We start from the raw sequence: 15,479 nt of genomic DNA on the forward strand, positions 1-15,479 counted from the left end.
TGGTTCCACTCAGCCGATCTGCGTGTTCTTCTGCACGGTGATCTGGTCGATGTCGGAGGTCCGCACCGTCACCGCGATCTTCCAGTTTCCTGCCATCGGGAGCTGCACGCCGTTCGCGCTCCAGTGTCCGGTGGCGATGTGGTCCGGCGCGACGGGCAGCGGACCGAGGTCCTTCGCCTTGAGCGTGAAGGACACCTTGACCTCGGGCACGTCGAAGGCACTGCCGTTGGGCCGCTTCACGTACAGGTGCAGGGTGTTGCTGCCGCTGCGGCCGGGATCGAGGTCCAGCTGCACGGTGCCCTTGCCGTCGGTGCCGCCCGTGTCGAAGGGCACCTTGACGTTGAGCGGGCCCGAGCGCTGGGCGGCCGCCGCGGAGGTGGCGTCGGCGGCCTCCTCCTCGGTGCGGCCGGGCTCGGTGGTGGTGAGGATCGTCGTCACGGCCAGCAGGACGACGGCGATGCCGGTCTCGGTGAGCACGGAGCGGCGCAGGCCCGAGCGGCGCGGGTCGGCGTCGCGGATGCGCTTGTCGCGTGCGCTGTCCATGGCGGCCTGCTGGCGCGCCAGCTGCGCGGACCGCTCGGCGTCCTTGCCGGCCCGCTTGCCGTCACCGGCCGCAGCCGCAGCCGCCGCGCCGCTCGCCTTGCCGTCACCCGCCGCGCCGCTCGCCTTGCCGTTCCCCGCTCCAGCAGCCGCTCCAGCATCCGCTCCGCCGTCCTCGCCGCCGGACGACGGCACCGTGACCGCCTTCTTCTGCGGCTTCTTCGACGACGGCTTCCCGCGCTGTTCGACCACCACGGCGGCCGCGGCCTCGGGGGCCAGGCCCTCCGCCTCGGCGGCGATCCGTCCGGTCCACCGCCGGGAGATGGAGGCGACGCCCACCAGGACGACGACCAGGCCGATCTTGACGAGCAGCAGCTGCCCGTACGACGTGTCGGTCAGCGCCGACCACGAGCCGACCTGCCGCCACGACTGGTAGGTGCCGGTGGCGGCCAGGACAACGACGCTGGTGAACGCCACGGTGGAGAACCGCCGTACCGCCGACGCCTCCAACGAGGGCGTGCCGAACAGCGCGAGACCCAGCGCCGCGAGACCGCCGAGCCAGGTGGAGACGGCGAGCAGGTGCAGCACGTCGACGGGCATCGCGAGGCCCGCCTGGATGCCGGTCGACGCGTGCTCGGCCATCGCCCAGGTCGCCGCGATGCCGATGGCGACGACGGTGCCGCCGATGGCGAGGCCGAAGGTGAGGTCCTTCTTCTCGTCGGCGTTCTCGGGTCCCTCGCGCTTCACGTACGCCCCGAACAGAACCGCGATGAACAGCGCGGCGGCGGCGAGCAGCAGCAGCCGGGAGACCAGCGCCGCGCCCGTCTTGGTGTTGAGGACGTCACCGAGTTTGGCCAGGTCGAAGGCGTCGGCGAGCTTTCCGGAGCCGGTGTAGGGGGCGCGCAGGAGCAGCAGCAGGAGCGTGGAGGCGGTGAGCGCGACCCAGCCGGACGTCACGAGCCGCTGCAGGGGCCGCACCCCGGCGCCGCGCGGCCAGCAGCCGAGCACGAAGGCCGCGCCGCCGACGAGCAGGATGAACCCGGCGTAGGAGAAGTAGCGGGTGATGTCGTAGAGCACGCCGACGAGACCGCCGCCGGCCTCCTGGTCGGGCAGCGCCACCTTGGTGTCGGACGGCGCGCCGATGGAGAAGGTGAAGGCACCGGAGACCGGGTGGCTGTCGGCGGAGACGACTTGGTAGGCGACGGTGAAGGTGCCGTCGGGCAGGCCGGGGCGCAGCTTCACGCCGTACGTGTTGGAGCCCAGGTCGGCCGTCTTGCCGGCGTCGGCGCGCTTGCCGGACGGGTCGAGGACCCGCACGGAGCCGTCCGACATGGCGACCTTCTCGGAGAAGGTGAGCTTCACCTCGGCGGGGGCCGACGGGACCACCGCTCCCTGCTTGGGGTCGCTGCCGGTCAGCGCGGCGTGCGCGGAGGCCGGCGCGGCGCCCGCGAGGAAGGCGCAGGCCGCGGCGGACAGGACGAGCAGGAGCCGCCAGATGGGGGGGACGCCCGGCCGGACGCGGGGGGTGCCCGCGGCCCGCGGAGTGGCCCTGGAGCGGGGAGCGATGGTCTGCATCAACGGTCCGTCCCTCAGTGCGAGTCGTGTGACGTGTCGTGCTGCGGGGGCTGGTACGTGGCTTCCTTGACCGGCACCTCGACCTTGATCGGGTCCGACTTCTCGAAGTGCAGCGTCAGGGTGACCTTCTCGCCCTGCTTCGGCTTGTGCCGGAGCTTCTCCAGCATCAGGTGGTTGCCGCCGGTGGCGAAGTCGAGGTGGCCGTCGGCGGGCACGTCGAAGGACTTCTGCTCCTTCATCTCGCCGCCCTTGGTGCTGTGCAGGGTGACCGAGCCCGCCAGGTCGCTGGTGGCGGAGGTGAGCTTGTCGGCGCCGCCGTCGTTGGTGAGCGTGAAGAATCCGGCCGCCATGTCGGCCATGGTGGGCGCGGGGATGTAGGCGCCGCTGACCTTGAGCTCGGGCGCCTTCGCGGCGTCCGAGGAGTCGGAGTCCGCGCAGCCCGTCAGGACGAGGGCGGCGGCGAACACCAGGGTGCCGCCGGCGAACGCGCGGCGCTGGGTGGTGCGGTGGTTCACGGATTCTGTCCCTTGAGGAGCTTGGGGAGGTCCTTGGTGTAGTCGACGGCGGTCGCCTTGTCGCTGTAGATGACGTAACCCGCGTCGGTCTTCGGCGAGAAGGCGAAGACCTGCGTGCCGTGCATCGAGACGATCTTGCCCTTCTTGTCCTTCTTGGACGGCTCGATGCTGATGGCGAGCTGGCGGGCGCCGGCCTGGATGGTGGCGAAGTCACCCGTCAGACCGATGAAGTCGGCGTCCACGCCCTTGAGCCACTTGCCCAGCTCGGCCGGGGTGTCCCGGTCGGGGTCGGTGGTCACGAAGACGACCTTCAGCTTGTCCTGGTCGGCCTTGGGCAGCGCCTTCTTGGCGACGGCGATGTTGTTCATCGTCAGCGGGCAGACGTCCGGGCAGTGCGTGTAGCCGAAGTAGATCAGCGTCGGCTTGCCCTTGGTCTTCTCGCGCAGGTCGTACTTCTTGCCGTGCGTGTCGGTGAGGACGAGGTTCGGCTTCTCGTACGTCTGGTCGAGGACCGTGGCGGCCTTGCCGGAGTCGGTCTCCACGGAGACGTCGGCGACCGGCTCCTTGCCGTCGTCGCCGCCGCACGCGGTCAGCGTGAGGGCGGCCGCGGCAAGCAGGGCGGTGGCGGCGAGCTTGGTGCGGTTGCTCTTCGAGGGGTGCGGGGAGTGGCTCTTCGAGCTGTTCGTGCGCATATGGAAATGTCCCAGATGTGAGGGGGCCGGGGTGCGCCGGGGCGGCTGTCCGCCGCGCCGGCACACCCCGAAAGGTGGCTCGGCGCGGGTCAGCTCGTGACGCGGCGGCGGCCGGCGAGCACGCCGAACGCGACGCCCGCCGCACCGATGACGATGCCGACGATGCCGAGGACCCGCGCGGTGGTGTCGCTGCTGTCCGACGAGTCGGAGGACGCGCTCTCGGTCTTGGCGCCCTTGTCGTCCGACGCGGGGTCGGCAGCGGCGCCGTGGCCCTCGGTCGCGGCGGTCAGCGCGAGCGCGGGCGCGGGGTGCTCCGGCTCCTCCTGGCCCTTCTTCTGCGGCTCGATCCAGCGGACGACTTCCTTGTTGTCGTACGTCTGGACGGCCTTGAAGACGAGTTCGTCGGCGTCCTCGGGCAACTGGCCGAGGGAGAGCGGGAACTTCTGGAAGGTGCCGGGCTGGATGCCCTTGCCGTCGGCGGTCCAGGTGACCTTGGAGACGGCCTCGTCGATCTTTTCGCCGTGCATCTCCAGCGGCTTGGCGAGCTTGGTCTTGGTGACCTCGGCCTTCCAGCCGGGCACGGGCTGGGTCATCACGGAGGCCAGCGGGTGGTCGGCCGGGAAGGAGACCTCGAGCTTGTTGGTCGAGGCGTCGTCCATCTCGTTCGGCACCTTGAAGTTGACCGTCGCGTACCCGCCCTTGGCGGCCTGGCCCTCCGGGGAGACGCTGACGTGCGCGAACGCGGGCGCCGAGAGAACGAGGACGGCGGAGGCGGCGACGGTGCCGACGGCGGCGACACGGGACATCTTCATGAAAGGAACACTCCACTTTCGTCAGTGGTCATCGGTACGCGACATGCGGCGTCGTACCGAGTGCTGGATACGCACCGGGTGCTGATCGCACCGGGTACTGATACGCACCGGGTGCTGGATACGGGGGGTGGGCGCGGCCGTGCGGCACGCGCGCGCGTGCGCGCCGAGCGACCCCTCCGTACAGCGGTGTTCCGTACAGCGCCAGGGAGTGCGTCGCGTCAGGCGGCGAGCTGGAGGTCGTGGGCGGCGGCCGGGGGGCCGCGCCGGATCACCGCGTCCTCCAGGGCGACGGTGCGCGGCGGGGCGGGCGCGAGCAGCGCGGTGCGCGGAGCCCGCGGACCGGTGGTCTCGGGCGCGCCGGGCAGGCCAGCCCGCAGGGCGCGGACGAGGGTGAGCGCCGAGCGCAGGGAGCGCACGAGCGCTCCCTCGGCGACCCCGTGCGCCCCGTCGGCGAGCCGGACGAGGCGGAGCAGCGCGAGGTCGCCGCGGCGCAGCAGCCAGCCGGCGGCGACGGCGGCGAGCAGGTGCGCGAGGAGCATCGGCAGGGACGGCAGCAGCGCCGCGGCGCCCATCGAGCCCATCGAGTCCATGGAGCCGAGGGAGTCCAGCGAACCCGGCGCGCCCCCGGCGCCCGGGGTGACGCCCGTGCCCGCCATGGAGTCCATCGCGGTGTCCGCGGCCGCGGCGGATCCGCCGTGCACGTGGGCGGCCGCGTGGCCCGCTCCGGAGGCGCCCGTGCCGCCGGGGCCGAGCCCCGCGGTGGTGAGGATCCGGTGGGCCTGCGCGGGGGTGATCGTGGCGGCGCCCGCCCCGCAGACCAGGCGCGCGGCCCGCTCCACGAGGGTGCCGTCACCGTTCTGGGTGACGGTGGTGCCGTGCTGGCCGAGGCCGAACAGGGCGTGCAGGCCGAGCTGTCCCGCCGCGAGCAGCGCGGCGATGCCGGGCAGCGAACGGGCCCGCCCGGCGAGCGGCAGCGTGACGGCCAGGACGACGAGGAAGGCGGCGCCGAGCGTCCACAGCGGGACGGCGACGCAGGAAGCGAGCACATGGCCCCCGGCGGACAGCACGACGCAGACCGCGGCGAACGTCGCGGCCCTGAGCAGCCGGAGATCGGCTCCGTCGCGCGCCTCGCGCTGATGGGGGGCAGTCATGGCCGAGTCATCATCGCACTGGACCCACCCGGTCCACACGGCAGGTCCGGAAGGTCCGCTTCCGTGGTGTTGGGGGTGTCCGGGGCCCGGCAAAGCACGGACGGAGGGCGGATCGAGGGACGATCGAGAGCGGACGGTGGGCGGATCGAGAGCGGGTCGAGAAGCGGGCCGAGAAGTGGGCCGAGGGCGGGCCGAGAAGCGGGCCGAGGGCGGATCGAGGGGCTCGTGGGAGGCCTCCACACACCGGCTTCCTACACCGGGTGGCAGCACCCGCGCGTCCGCCGTATGGGCGGTATCACGTCAACCGGGCGCTTATCCGTGGGCGGGTGTGGCAATACGTATCGGTATGTCGAGCCGCAGCCAGGAGGCTGGAGCATGAGCATCTGGTGGTCTCTCCATTTGCGGCGCGAAGCTGCGAGCGTTCCGCTCGCCCGCCGCCTGTTGATCGGCACGATGGAGACCGCGGGCGTGGACCCGGACGTCTCCTACGACCTGTCGGTCGCCCTCAGCGAAGCGTGCGCCAACGCCGTGGAGCACGGCGGGGCGGGCGCGCCCGGCGGTGCCGCGGCCGGGGCGGGCGGCGCGGGCGGATACCGGGTCACGGCCTACCTGGACGGCGAGAAGTGCCGTATCGAGGTGACCGACTCCGGGCCGGGCTTCCCCGGGGCTTCGCGCGGCTGTCCGGCGCCCCGGCCGCCCGCCGCGGAGACGGACGAGCACGGCCGGGGCCTGTGCCTGATCCAGGAACTCGCCGACCACGTCCATCTCGGCAACAAGCCGGGCAGGGGCGGTGGCGCGGTGATCAGCTTCGACAAGATCCTCAAGTGGCGCGAGGACGCGCCGTTGATGACGGCCTGACCGGGAACACGGCCCGTGGCCCGGTCGTTGTGCACAGCATGACGACGACAACTGCGCATGCTGCGGCGGAAGATGAGCGCGAACGGTTCCAGCGGCCCGCCCGGATGCACACGTTGCGGCTCGGTCGGACGAAGCTGACGTACATACCCGACGGTGCCGTGCAGTTGTCGCCGCGTGGGTGGTTCGCCGCCTCCACGGAGGAGGACTGGGCGGCCCACCCCGAATTCCTGGACGCGACCGGCTACTTGGTGGCGAGCATCGGCGGACTGCTCGTCGAGACCGAGACCGAGAGCGAGGGCGAGGACGTGGCTGAGGGGTCGGGCAGGGGCAGCGGCGACGGAGAGGGTACGGGCGGCGGCGCGGGCCCGCTGCTCATCGACGCCGGCTTCGGACCGCTGACGGCGCCCGCCCGGGAGGGCGAGCGGATCGGCGCGGCGCACGGCGGGGCGCTGCTCGACAGCCTCGCGGCGGCGGGTCACGCCCCGGCGGACATCGGCGCGGTGGCCTTCACGCATCTGCACCCCGACCACGTGGGCTGGGGCTGGCACACGGCACCCGGCGGCGACGGGCCCGCGCTCGGCGGCGCGGAGTACGTGCTGGCGGAGCAGGAGTGGTCCGGTCGGCACAGCGCCGGTCACGAGGGCCTCAGCGACGACATCCTGAAGACGCTCGAACCGCGGGTCCGTACGGTGGCCGACGGCGAGGAGATACGCCCCGGCGTCCGCGTCCGCCTCCTGCCCGGGCACACATCGGGGCACACGGGTTACGTCATCTCCGCGGGCGGCAAGCGCGTCATCGCGTTCGGCGACGCGATGCACTCGCCCGCGCAGATCTCCCACCCGCGGTGGTCCGCCTCGCCCGACCTGGACGGGGAAGCGGCGGCGGAGGCCCGCCGCGCCCTCATCGCCGAACTGGCGGAGCCGGACACCATCGGCTTCGGCATCCACTTCGCGGACGTCCCCTTCGGCACGGTCCAGCGGGACGGCGAGGGTCTCCGCTGGGTGCCGTATCCGACGGAGGTGCCGTATCCGTCGGAGGTCCCGACCCCGTAGGGACGCGGCGCGTTCTGGCGGGCGCCACACCCTCACCTCACCCCACGCCCCCCTCCCTATCCGCCGCCCCCTCCCCCGGCGGCAACGCCCGCAGCAGCGCCTCCAGTGCCGCCCCGTACGCGTGCTCCGTCGGGGTCGCGTAGCCGACCACGAGGCCGGGCGGCGGGGGCATCGTGGCCTCGGGGTGGCGGAACGCGGCCAGGCCGTCCAGGGCGATCCCCTGCCAGGACGCCGCCTTCACCGCGGACGCCTCCGTGCCGGGCGGCAGCCGCAGCACCGCGTGCAGCCCGGCCGCGATGCCGGTGGCGGTGATGTGCGGGGCCCGTTCGGCGAGCGCGTCGACGAGCCGGTCGCGGCGGCGCCGGTACGCCTGCCGCATGCGGCGCACGTGCCGGTCGTACTGCCCGGCCGCGATGAACTCCGCGAGCGTCAGCTGGTCGAGCGCGCTCGCCCACGCCTCCCGCTCCCCCTTCGCCGCGAGCACCCCGTCGACGAGCCGTTCGGGCAGCACCATCCAGCCCAGGCGCACCGCGGGGGACAGGCTCTTGCTCACCGAGCCGAGGTAGACGACGTGTTCGGGGTCGAGGCCCTGCACCGCGCCGACCGGCTCACGGTCGTAGCGGAACTCCCCGTCGTAGTCGTCCTCCAGGACCACCCCGCCGCCGGCGCGGGCCCAGTCCACGACCGCCGCGCGGCGCTCGGGGTGCAGCGGACCGCCGGTCGGGAACTGGTGCGCCGGCGTGAGCAGTACGCCCCTCACCCGCGGCCCCGCGGTCAACTCCTCGATGCGGGCGCCCCGTTCGTCCAGGCCGAGCGGCACCGTCCGGACCCCCGCCCCCGCCAGAATGTCGCGGTGGAAGCCGAGCCCGTACGACTCCACGGCGAACGGGCCGCGCAGCACCCCGCCGCCCACACCCCGCGTCTCCGCGAACAACAGCCGCAGCGCGTGCGCGAATCCGGAGCAGACCACGATCCGTTCGGGATCGGCGCGCACCCCGCGCGCCCGCGTCAGATAGTCGGCGAGCGCCCGCCGCAGCTCGATGCGGCCGCGCGGATCGCCCGGCCCGAACGTGTCGTTGGGCGCGGCCGCGAGCGCGCGCCGCGCCGCGGCGAGCCAGGCCGTACGGGGGAAGGACGCGGCGTCCGGCGTGCCCTGCCGCAGGTTGTGCGCGGGGGCGGCGGGCCGCGCGGGGACGGGCTTCGGCCGGCGCGGCCGCTTGACCGGGGCGGCCCGCTCGGCGACCCGCGTCCCCGAACCCTGCCGGGCCGTCAGCCAGCCCTCGGCGACCAGTTCGGCATAGGCGTCGGCGACCGTGTTGCGGGCGAGACCGAGGTCGGCGGCGAGCGAACGGTACGGCGGCAGCCTGGTGCCCGGAGGGAGCCGCCCCTCACGGACCGCGTCCCGCAGCGCCCGGATGAGAACGGCGCGGCGACTGCCCGGACCGGACAGGTCCACGTGCAGATCACTCCCAATGCGCTCCGCCAAATTGACCCATGATTCCGGCATGGCAATGCACCCTACGCGAGGTCTTTCCCACCCATAGATTCATGGTCATGACGAACACCACGAACACCCCGCAGCCCACGGTCACCGCCCCGCAGCCCACCACCGCCACCCACTCCGCCCCGCCCCAAGTCCGCGCCCCCCGCCTCGACTTCGCCAAGGCCGCCCCCAAGGCGTTCAAGGCTCTCATCGGCTTCGACGCCGCCGCCCGCGAGGGCATCGACCCCGCCCTGGTCGAGCTGATCCAGATCCGCGCCTCACTCCTCAACGGCTGCGCCTACTGCCTGCACATGCACACTTCCGACGCCCGCAAGGCCGGCGAGGACGAGGCGCGGCTGCACATGATCGGCGTGTGGCGCGAGGCCAGGAACTTCTTCACGGAGAAGGAGCAGGCGGCCCTCGCCCTCACCGAGGCCGTCACCCTCGTCGCGCGGGCCGGCCTCCCGGACGACGTCTACGCCGAGGCCGCCCGCCACTTCGACGAGCAGGAACTGGCCCGCGTCCTCGCCCTGATCTTCACCATCAACACCTGGAACCGCATCGCCCTGAGCACCGCCAAGGTCGCCGGCGAGGACGAGCGGGCGGCCCGCTGACGACCACCACCCTGGAGGCGGCGCGGTGAGGGACTCCCGACGGCAACGCCGAAGGGCCGGCCCCCGGACGGGGACCGGCCCTTCGGCGTACGCGTTCGGTGCGGTTCAGCCCTTGACCCGCGCCATCCACGCCTCGACCTCGTCCGAGGTGCGGGGCAGAGCGGCCGACAGGTTCCGGTTGCCGTCCTCCGTCACCAGGATGTCGTCCTCGATCCGGACGCCGATGCCGCGGTACTCCTCCGGCACGGTCAGGTCGTCGGCCTGGAAGTACAGGCCCGGCTCGACGGTCAGGCACATGCCCGGCTCCAGCGTGCCGTTCACGTACGTCTCGGTGCGCGCGACGGCGCAGTCGTGGACGTCCATGCCGAGCATGTGGCCGGTGCCGTGCAGGGTCCAGCGGCGCTGCAGGCCGAGCTCCAGGACGCGCTCGACCGGGCCCTCGACGAGGCCCCACTCGACCAGCTTCTCGGCGAGCACGCGCTGCGAGGCGTCGTGGAAGTCACGGAACTTGGCGCCCGGCTTCACCGCCGCGATGCCCGCCTCCTGCGCCTCGTACACCGCGTCGTAGATCTTCTTCTGCAGCGCGTCGAAGCGGCCGTTGATCGGCAGCGTGCGGGTGATGTCCGCGGTGTAGTACGAGTGCGTCTCCACACCGGCGTCGAGCAGCAGCAGCTCGCCGGAGCGCACCGCGCCGTCGTTGCGCACCCAGTGCAGCGTGGTGGCGTGCGGGCCCGCGGCGCAGATCGAGCCGTAGCCGATGTCGTTGCCCTCGACGCGGGCGCGCAGGAAGAACGTGCCCTCGATGTAGCGCTCGCTGGTGGCCTCGGCCTTGTCGAGGACCTTCACGACGTCCTCGAAGCCGCGCGCGGTCGAGTCGACGGCCTTCTGCAGCTCGCCGATCTCGAAGGCGTCCTTCACCAGGCGGGCCTCGGAGAGGAAGACGCGCAGCTCCTCGTCGCGCTCCGCGGTGACCTTGTCGGTCAGCGCGGCCTCGATCCCGGCGTCGTACCCGCGCACGACGCGGACGGGTCCGGTCGCCTCGCGCAGGGCGTCGGCCAGCTCGCGCACGTCGGACGCGGGCATGCCGTACAGCTTCTCGGCCTCGGTGAGGGAGTGCCGGCGGCCGACCCAGAGCTCGCCCATGCCGTCCAGCCAGAACTCGCCGTTCTCACGGTTGGAGCGCGGCAGCAGGTAGATCGTGGCCCGGTGGCCGTCGGAGACCGGCTCCATGACGAGGACGCCGTCCTCGGTCTGGTTGCCGGTGAGGTACGCGTACTCGACGGAGGCCCGGAAGGCGTACTCGGTGTCGTTGGAGCGCGTCTTCAGGTTGCCCGCGGGGATCACCAGGCGCTCGCCCGGGAAGCGCGCGGAGAGCGCGGCGCGGCGGGCGGCGGTGTTCTCGGCCTGCTCGATCGGCCGCAGGTCGTGCAGCTCGGTGTCTGCCCAGCCGGACTTCATGTTCTCGGCGAGCTCATCGGACACGCCCGGGTACAGGCCGTTCTTGCGCTGCTTGATCGGCTCTTCTTCGGACTCTTCCGGGGTCGCCGGGTTGAGCGCCTCCGACACGATCTGCCTCCTCTGTACGACACTGGGCCGCCCTCCATCGTACGGGCGTACGGAAGGGGGCCCAGGGCCGGAAGGCCACTTACCCAGCGTGCCCGGCGCCGCACGCCGGCGGGCCGGGGGCGGCTCACTCGAAGCGGGCCGCCAGCAGCACCACGTCCTCGTCGCTGTCCACCGCGTCGAGCCCGTCCGGCAGGACGGTGTGCAGCACGTGGTCGGCGATCGCCCCGGGGTCGTCCCTGATGCCCTTGGGCACGCTCGCCGCGGCCGCGTGCAGCCGCGCGAAGGCCCGGTCCATCGCCTCGCCGGTGCGGTACAGCAGTCCGTCGGTGTAGAGCAGCACCGTTTCTCCCGGCTCCGGGCTGATCTCCACGCTCGGCGCCTCCCAGCAGGCGAGCATCCCGAGCGGCGCGGACAGGGAGGTCTCCACGAACTCGGTGCGCCGCTCCCCGACGATCAGCGGCGGGCTGTGCCCGGCCCCGGCGAGGACGACCTTGCGCAGCGCCGGCTCGCAGTACGCGAAGAGGGCGGTCGCCGACCGCGCGGGCTCGGTCAGCCGCAGGAGCAGCTCCAGGTCGGAGAGGACGGCGACGGGGTCCTCGCCCTCCATCACCGCGTACGCCCGCAGCGAGGCGCGCAGCCGCCCCATCGCGGCCACCGCGCTCGGCCCCGACCCGGTCACCGAGCCGACCGCGAGCCCGAGCGCCGCGTCCGGCAGCGGCAGCGCGTCGTGCCAGTCGCCGCCGCCGCGCGGTCCGGTGCGGTGCCGGGCGGCGAGCTGCACCCCGGCGACCCGGGGCAGCCGCGAGGGCATGAGCTCCTCGCGCAGGGTGTGGTCGGCCGCGCAGGCGCGGCCCAGTTCGATCAGCCGCGCCACGTGCTCGGAGGCGTGGCGTGCGTAGAGCCCGGCCAGGTGGCGGCGGCGCTCGGTCGGCTCGGCGGGCTCGTCGTACAGCCAGACGGCGGCGCCGATCCGCGATCCCGTCCCGGTGGCCAGGCCCACGGCGTAGCTCGCGGCGTAGCCGAGGCGGGCGGCCACCTCGCGCTGGCGCGGGTCGAGGGCGTCCTCGGCGAGCAGGTCGGGCTGCACGATCTCGTCCGGCACACCGCCCGGCCGGCCCTCGACGGCGTCCAGGATCCTGCCGTACGAGGTGGCGCCGCGCGGCACCGTCTCCAGGTGCCCCAGGTCCGCGCGGCCGAGACCGAGGCCGACGGTGGTGTCGGGGCCGAGCCCGTTGGCGGGCTCCACGACGACGAGGCCGCGCCGGGCGCCCACCAGCGCGGCGCCCGCGCGCAGCAGCTCCCGCAGGGCCTCGTCGAGGGTGGCCGTACGGGCCAGCCGCTCGGTCAGTTCGTGCAGCGTGGTGAGGTCGGAGACCCAGCCGGCCAGGCGGTCCTGGAGCACGGCGCCGGGTGCGGTGAGGATCGGGGCGTCCTCGGGGGCGGCTGCGGCGGGCGTGGTCTGCGCGGTGGGCGCGACAGTGTGGGCCGGTGGCGGAACTGTGGAATCGATTCCGGCCACTTTCGGAAGGTGAGGGGCGTTCATGGCTGACGGCTTTCCGGCCGGTGCGTAATGCTCGATAGCATCGCAAACCCCCATGTCATTCTGCGCCGCTAGCAGTGCCTCCAGATGTACACGCACTGGTGAGGGGATGTCCAGCATTGTCCTGCTGGGATTCCTGGTGTCCGTGAGAATTCCGGGGCGGAAAAAAGATCTTGAAAAGATGGCTGAAAACAGCGCAGGGTTAGGGCATATTGGGGTCGACTGACGTTGTTCGGTAAAGCGTTGCAGTGGTCGCGCTGGGTACGTACTCAGTGATGGCCAGGGGCAGTTGGGACCCGTTCGGAACCTGACCGAGGACCCGGGCGTCCTAACGCACGACGACCGTGCCCCATCCTCCCGTGGCGGAGGCGGCAAGCAATATCGCGGGACGGCAAACGCCAGGCGCCGCCACCCCACGCCACGTCAACGCTCGGTTCAGAGTGGTTCCCCATGCCGCAGGCTGGGGTCGGATGTGCCAGCTCGTACGTACAGCGAAGAGATCCACACATGGTGTGAAGTGGCCCGCAGTCTCCCCGGCTAACGCCGGCGTGCAACGGAAAGGAACGAGCGCTCATGCGCGAGATCCTCGGAAGGCGACGCAGGCTCCTGCCCTGGCGAATCGGAAGAAAGCCCGGCCGGAGCGCCGGACAGCTCGGCGCGGCCCTGACCTTCGCGACCGAATGGCGGTGGCCCGTACTGCCGGGCGTCGCCCTCGACCGGCGTGACGACAGCCGCTGCGCCTGCCCCGACCCCGACTGCGCGGTACCGGGCGCGCACCCCCTCGACCCCGGCCTCCTCGCCGCCACCACCGACGAGCGGATGGTCCGCTGGTGGTGGACCAACCGACCCGGCGCGCCCGTCGTGCTCGCCACCGGCGGCCGCGCCCCGTGCGCCGTGAGCCTCCCCGCGGAGGCGGGCGTGCGCGCCCTCGCCGCGCTCGACGAGGCGGGCATCAGGCTCGGCCCGGTGGCCGCCACCGAGGAGCGGGTCCACCTGCTCGTCGCGCCGTACTCACTGGCCCAGTTGGGCGAGCTCCTCTACGCCAGGGACCACGTCCCCGGCTCGCTCCGCTTCCACGGCGAGGGCGGCTACATCGCACTGCCCCCGTCCGAGACGGGACAGGGCCGGGTCCGCTGGGAGCGTGCCCCGCTGCCCGGCTCGGCCGCCCCCTGGGTGCCGGACGTCGAGGCCGTGGTGGACGCGGTCGTCGACGCCCTCACTCGTACGGGTGTGAGCGCACCCGAGTTGTAGGGGAATTGGGCGCGCGGCGACCGGGCCGCGCGCCCGCGGTCGTTATCTTCGGCTCATGCAACCCCGCCTCATCGTGCTCATGGGCGTCGCGGCCGTCACGGTCCTGCTGCCGCTCGCCGGCGCGTCCGCGGGACCGGTGGGCGACGGTGACGCGAAGTCGCCCCTCCCCGCCCCCTCGAACGCCTCTCCGGAACCGCACCGGCCCCCCGAGACCCTGCGGAACCTCTCGTTCCCTACGGGCCTCGGCGCGACCACCGTCGCCCGCTGCGGACCCGAACTCTCCGCGCCCGACGGCATCGAGGCCCAGACCTGCGTCCTCACCCAGGAGCGCGACACCTGGGCGCGCACCTACTACCGCAACGCCACCGGCGAGGAGCTGACCGCCGTCCTCACCCTGATGGGCCCCGGCGGACGCACCGTACAGATGCACTGCGCGGTGGAGCCGGGCGACGAACCGGCGACGTGCGAGACCCCGCGCGAGCGGACGGCGGGCGAGGTGGGCGCCTACTCGGCGGTGGCGGAGTACGCGGCGGGGGAGACGGCCGGGCTGCTGCTGCGCTCGGGCAGCAACTCACCGAAGCCACAGGGCAGTTGAGCGCCGGGCCGGGCCGCCGGGCATGAAAAAGGCCCGGTTGCTGGCGACGGGGGATGCACCAGCAACCGGGCTACCTGAACGGTAACAAGAGATCGGCTCCTGGCAAATTCGATCTCAGTTATCCGGACAGGGATTCGTATACGGCGACGGGGAGTTGTGACCGCGGTCACGCGTTCCGTGCGCGGCGCACGCGCCGGTCCACCGACCGGCGCGGCGAGGTCAGCTGAGCGTCACCTGGCGGTTGGTCAGACCGCCGCGCGCCCGGCGCTCGTCCGGGGTCAGCGGGGCGTCCGAGGCGAGCGCCGCGGCGAGCCGCTCGGCGAACTCCGCGGCCGGCTTCTCGACGTCCGCGGCACCGACACCGGTCGGCAGGTCCCACACCGGCACGGTCAGCCCGTGCGCACGGAAGGAGCCGACCAGACGGGTGCCCTCGCCCAGACCGGATGTGCCGGCCGCGTGCAGCCGGGCCAGCGCGTCGAGGAGCTGCTCCTCCGGGTGCGGCATGACCCAGCGCAGGTGGTTCTTGTCCGGGGTCTCGCACCAGTACGCGGCGTCGACGCCGGTCAGCTTCGCGGTCGGGATGGCGGCGTCGTTCGCCCGCTCCAGGGAGGCGGAGACCTCCGGCGTCGCGTTCTCCGCGTCCGGCACCCAGAACTCGAAACCGGCGTGCACGGCCGGCTCGAACGGGCCCTCGGGGTCGAGGAGATCCTGCAGCCGCGGACCGTCGGCCGGGGCGCGGCGGCCCTTCACCGGCGTACCCGGCTCGGCCTCCAGGGCGCGCTGCAGGGTGTCCGCCAGGTCGCGGCTGATGTCACCGGACGCGGTGTCGTTCTGCAGCCCGAGCAGGACCGAACCGTCGTCGCGGCGCAGCGCGGGCCACGCCATCGGCAGCACGGTGGCGAGGGAGACCGAGGGGACACCCTCGGGAAGCCCGCCCTTGAGGGTCAGCTCGACCGTGGCGGCCGGCACCAGCTCGCGCAGCGCGACCCAGTCGCACTCGCCGGGCAGGCCCTCGAAGGGGCGCTGCACCAGCTCGGTCACCGCGTGGGCGGCGGCCCGGCCGTGACAGGCCTTGTAGCGGCGGCCGGAACCGCAGGGGCAGGGCTCGCGGGCGCCGACGACCGGCAGCTCCCCGTCGCCCCGCTGCGGCTGCTGCGACTTGCCCTTGGTCTGCGGGCGCTTCTTGGCCATCTTGGGTGTCTCCCGGCTACGGCTCTCTTGCGTACGGGCGCGAG

14 protein-coding genes are annotated in these 15,479 nt (G+C 73.1%); 5 read left to right on the forward strand and 9 right to left on the reverse strand.

What is annotated here, in order from left to right; all coding sequences use genetic code 11:
* Window positions 1-9 precede the first annotated feature (9 nt).
* The 5 genes from ACZ6CV_RS12440 to ACZ6CV_RS12460 all read right to left on the reverse strand — a co-directional run bounded on the left by ACZ6CV_RS12440 (window position 10) and on the right by ACZ6CV_RS12460 (window position 5,285).
* Window positions 10-2,115, reverse strand: coding sequence for a copper resistance CopC/CopD family protein (locus ACZ6CV_RS12440; protein WP_469250751.1), 2,106 nt, complete (start codon window positions 2,113-2,115; stop codon window positions 10-12).
* 14 nt (window positions 2,116-2,129) lie between these two features.
* Window positions 2,130-2,630: a copper chaperone PCu(A)C gene (locus tag ACZ6CV_RS12445; protein ID WP_469250752.1), complete on the reverse strand. Its 501-nt coding sequence runs from the start codon at window positions 2,628-2,630 to the stop codon at window positions 2,130-2,132.
* Window positions 2,627-3,322: an SCO family protein gene (locus tag ACZ6CV_RS12450; protein ID WP_469250753.1), complete on the reverse strand. Its 696-nt coding sequence runs from the start codon at window positions 3,320-3,322 to the stop codon at window positions 2,627-2,629. Before ACZ6CV_RS12450 ends, ACZ6CV_RS12445 begins: the two co-directional genes overlap by 4 nt.
* A gap of 89 nt (window positions 3,323-3,411) precedes the next feature.
* The gene (locus tag ACZ6CV_RS12455; protein WP_469250754.1) at window positions 3,412-4,134 is read right to left on the reverse strand and encodes a YcnI family copper-binding membrane protein; all 723 of its coding nucleotides are present in this window, start codon (window positions 4,132-4,134) and stop codon (window positions 3,412-3,414) included.
* A 218-nt stretch (window positions 4,135-4,352) separates the two neighbouring features.
* Window positions 4,353-5,285 carry a hypothetical protein gene (locus tag ACZ6CV_RS12460; RefSeq protein WP_469250755.1) on the reverse strand — a complete coding sequence of 311 codons (933 nt, stop codon included), beginning with the start codon at window positions 5,283-5,285 and terminating at the stop codon, window positions 4,353-4,355.
* A 375-nt stretch (window positions 5,286-5,660) separates the two neighbouring features.
* Here ACZ6CV_RS12460 and ACZ6CV_RS12465 point away from each other — a divergent pair, with 375 nt between their 5' ends.
* Window positions 5,661-6,143 carry an ATP-binding protein gene (locus ACZ6CV_RS12465; protein ID WP_362375258.1) on the forward strand — a complete coding sequence of 161 codons (483 nt, stop codon included), beginning with the start codon at window positions 5,661-5,663 and terminating at the stop codon, window positions 6,141-6,143.
* Between the two features lie 38 nt (window positions 6,144-6,181).
* Window positions 6,182-7,195: an MBL fold metallo-hydrolase gene (locus tag ACZ6CV_RS12470; RefSeq protein ID WP_469250756.1), complete on the forward strand. Its 1,014-nt coding sequence runs from the start codon at window positions 6,182-6,184 to the stop codon at window positions 7,193-7,195.
* A 37-nt stretch (window positions 7,196-7,232) separates the two neighbouring features.
* Here the strand turns inward: ACZ6CV_RS12470 and pdxR are convergent, their stop codons facing one another.
* Window positions 7,233-8,702, reverse strand: coding sequence for a MocR-like pyridoxine biosynthesis transcription factor PdxR (pdxR, locus tag ACZ6CV_RS12475; protein WP_469250757.1), 1,470 nt, complete (start codon window positions 8,700-8,702; stop codon window positions 7,233-7,235).
* 41 nt (window positions 8,703-8,743) lie between these two features.
* Between pdxR and ACZ6CV_RS12480 the strand changes: the two genes are divergently transcribed.
* Complete coding sequence (locus tag ACZ6CV_RS12480) at window positions 8,744-9,292, forward strand: carboxymuconolactone decarboxylase family protein (RefSeq protein WP_469250758.1); 549 nt, start codon at window positions 8,744-8,746, stop codon at window positions 9,290-9,292.
* Between the two features lie 105 nt (window positions 9,293-9,397).
* Here ACZ6CV_RS12480 and ACZ6CV_RS12485 read toward each other — a convergent pair whose 3' ends face one another.
* Both ACZ6CV_RS12485 and ACZ6CV_RS12490 read right to left on the reverse strand, forming a co-directional pair.
* Window positions 9,398-10,858 (reverse strand): aminopeptidase P family protein, encoded by a 1,461-nt coding sequence (locus tag ACZ6CV_RS12485; protein ID WP_469250759.1) that lies wholly within the window; start codon window positions 10,856-10,858, stop codon window positions 9,398-9,400.
* A 124-nt stretch (window positions 10,859-10,982) separates the two neighbouring features.
* The gene (locus tag ACZ6CV_RS12490; RefSeq protein WP_469250760.1) at window positions 10,983-12,518 is read right to left on the reverse strand and encodes a PP2C family protein-serine/threonine phosphatase; all 1,536 of its coding nucleotides are present in this window, start codon (window positions 12,516-12,518) and stop codon (window positions 10,983-10,985) included.
* 453 nt (window positions 12,519-12,971) lie between these two features.
* Between ACZ6CV_RS12490 and ACZ6CV_RS12495 the strand changes: the two genes are divergently transcribed.
* Window positions 12,972-13,649 (forward strand): bifunctional DNA primase/polymerase, encoded by a 678-nt coding sequence (locus ACZ6CV_RS12495; protein ID WP_469250761.1) that lies wholly within the window; start codon window positions 12,972-12,974, stop codon window positions 13,647-13,649.
* 55 nt (window positions 13,650-13,704) lie between these two features.
* Window positions 13,705-14,244, forward strand: a complete 540-nt coding sequence (locus tag ACZ6CV_RS12500) for a hypothetical protein (RefSeq protein WP_469250762.1) — start codon at window positions 13,705-13,707, stop codon at window positions 14,242-14,244.
* Between the two features lie 219 nt (window positions 14,245-14,463).
* Here ACZ6CV_RS12500 and ACZ6CV_RS12505 read toward each other — a convergent pair whose 3' ends face one another.
* On the reverse strand, window positions 14,464-15,435 hold the full coding sequence (locus tag ACZ6CV_RS12505) for a DUF5926 family protein (RefSeq protein ID WP_469250763.1): 972 nt from the start codon (window positions 15,433-15,435) through the stop codon (window positions 14,464-14,466).
* Window positions 15,436-15,479: the final 44 nt, after the last annotated feature.

This window comes from Streptomyces sp. NPDC041713, assembly GCF_055591085.1.

What these genes read in the sequence shown, in the direction of transcription:
- ACZ6CV_RS12495 (WP_469250761.1), top strand. Translation starts at nt 12,972, where the DNA reads ATGCGCGAGATCCTCGGAAGGCGACGCAGGCTCCTGCCCTGGCGAATC.
- ACZ6CV_RS12500 (WP_469250762.1), top strand. Translation starts at nt 13,705, where the DNA reads ATGCAACCCCGCCTCATCGTGCTCATGGGCGTCGCGGCCGTCACGGTC.
- ACZ6CV_RS12505 (WP_469250763.1), bottom strand. Translation starts at nt 15,435, where the DNA reads ATGGCCAAGAAGCGCCCGCAGACCAAGGGCAAGTCGCAGCAGCCGCAG.
- ACZ6CV_RS12450 (WP_469250753.1), bottom strand. Translation starts at nt 3,322, where the DNA reads ATGCGCACGAACAGCTCGAAGAGCCACTCCCCGCACCCCTCGAAGAGC.
- ACZ6CV_RS12490 (WP_469250760.1), bottom strand. Translation starts at nt 12,518, where the DNA reads ATGCTGGACATCCCCTCACCAGTGCGTGTACATCTGGAGGCACTGCTA.
- pdxR (WP_469250757.1), bottom strand. Translation starts at nt 8,702, where the DNA reads ATGCCGGAATCATGGGTCAATTTGGCGGAGCGCATTGGGAGTGATCTG.
- ACZ6CV_RS12440 (WP_469250751.1), bottom strand. Translation starts at nt 2,115, where the DNA reads ATGCAGACCATCGCTCCCCGCTCCAGGGCCACTCCGCGGGCCGCGGGC.
- ACZ6CV_RS12460 (WP_469250755.1), bottom strand. Translation starts at nt 5,285, where the DNA reads ATGACTGCCCCCCATCAGCGCGAGGCGCGCGACGGAGCCGATCTCCGG.
- ACZ6CV_RS12455 (WP_469250754.1), bottom strand. Translation starts at nt 4,134, where the DNA reads ATGAAGATGTCCCGTGTCGCCGCCGTCGGCACCGTCGCCGCCTCCGCC.
- ACZ6CV_RS12465 (WP_362375258.1), top strand. Translation starts at nt 5,661, where the DNA reads ATGAGCATCTGGTGGTCTCTCCATTTGCGGCGCGAAGCTGCGAGCGTT.
- ACZ6CV_RS12470 (WP_469250756.1), top strand. Translation starts at nt 6,182, where the DNA reads ATGACGACGACAACTGCGCATGCTGCGGCGGAAGATGAGCGCGAACGG.
- ACZ6CV_RS12480 (WP_469250758.1), top strand. Translation starts at nt 8,744, where the DNA reads ATGGTCATGACGAACACCACGAACACCCCGCAGCCCACGGTCACCGCC.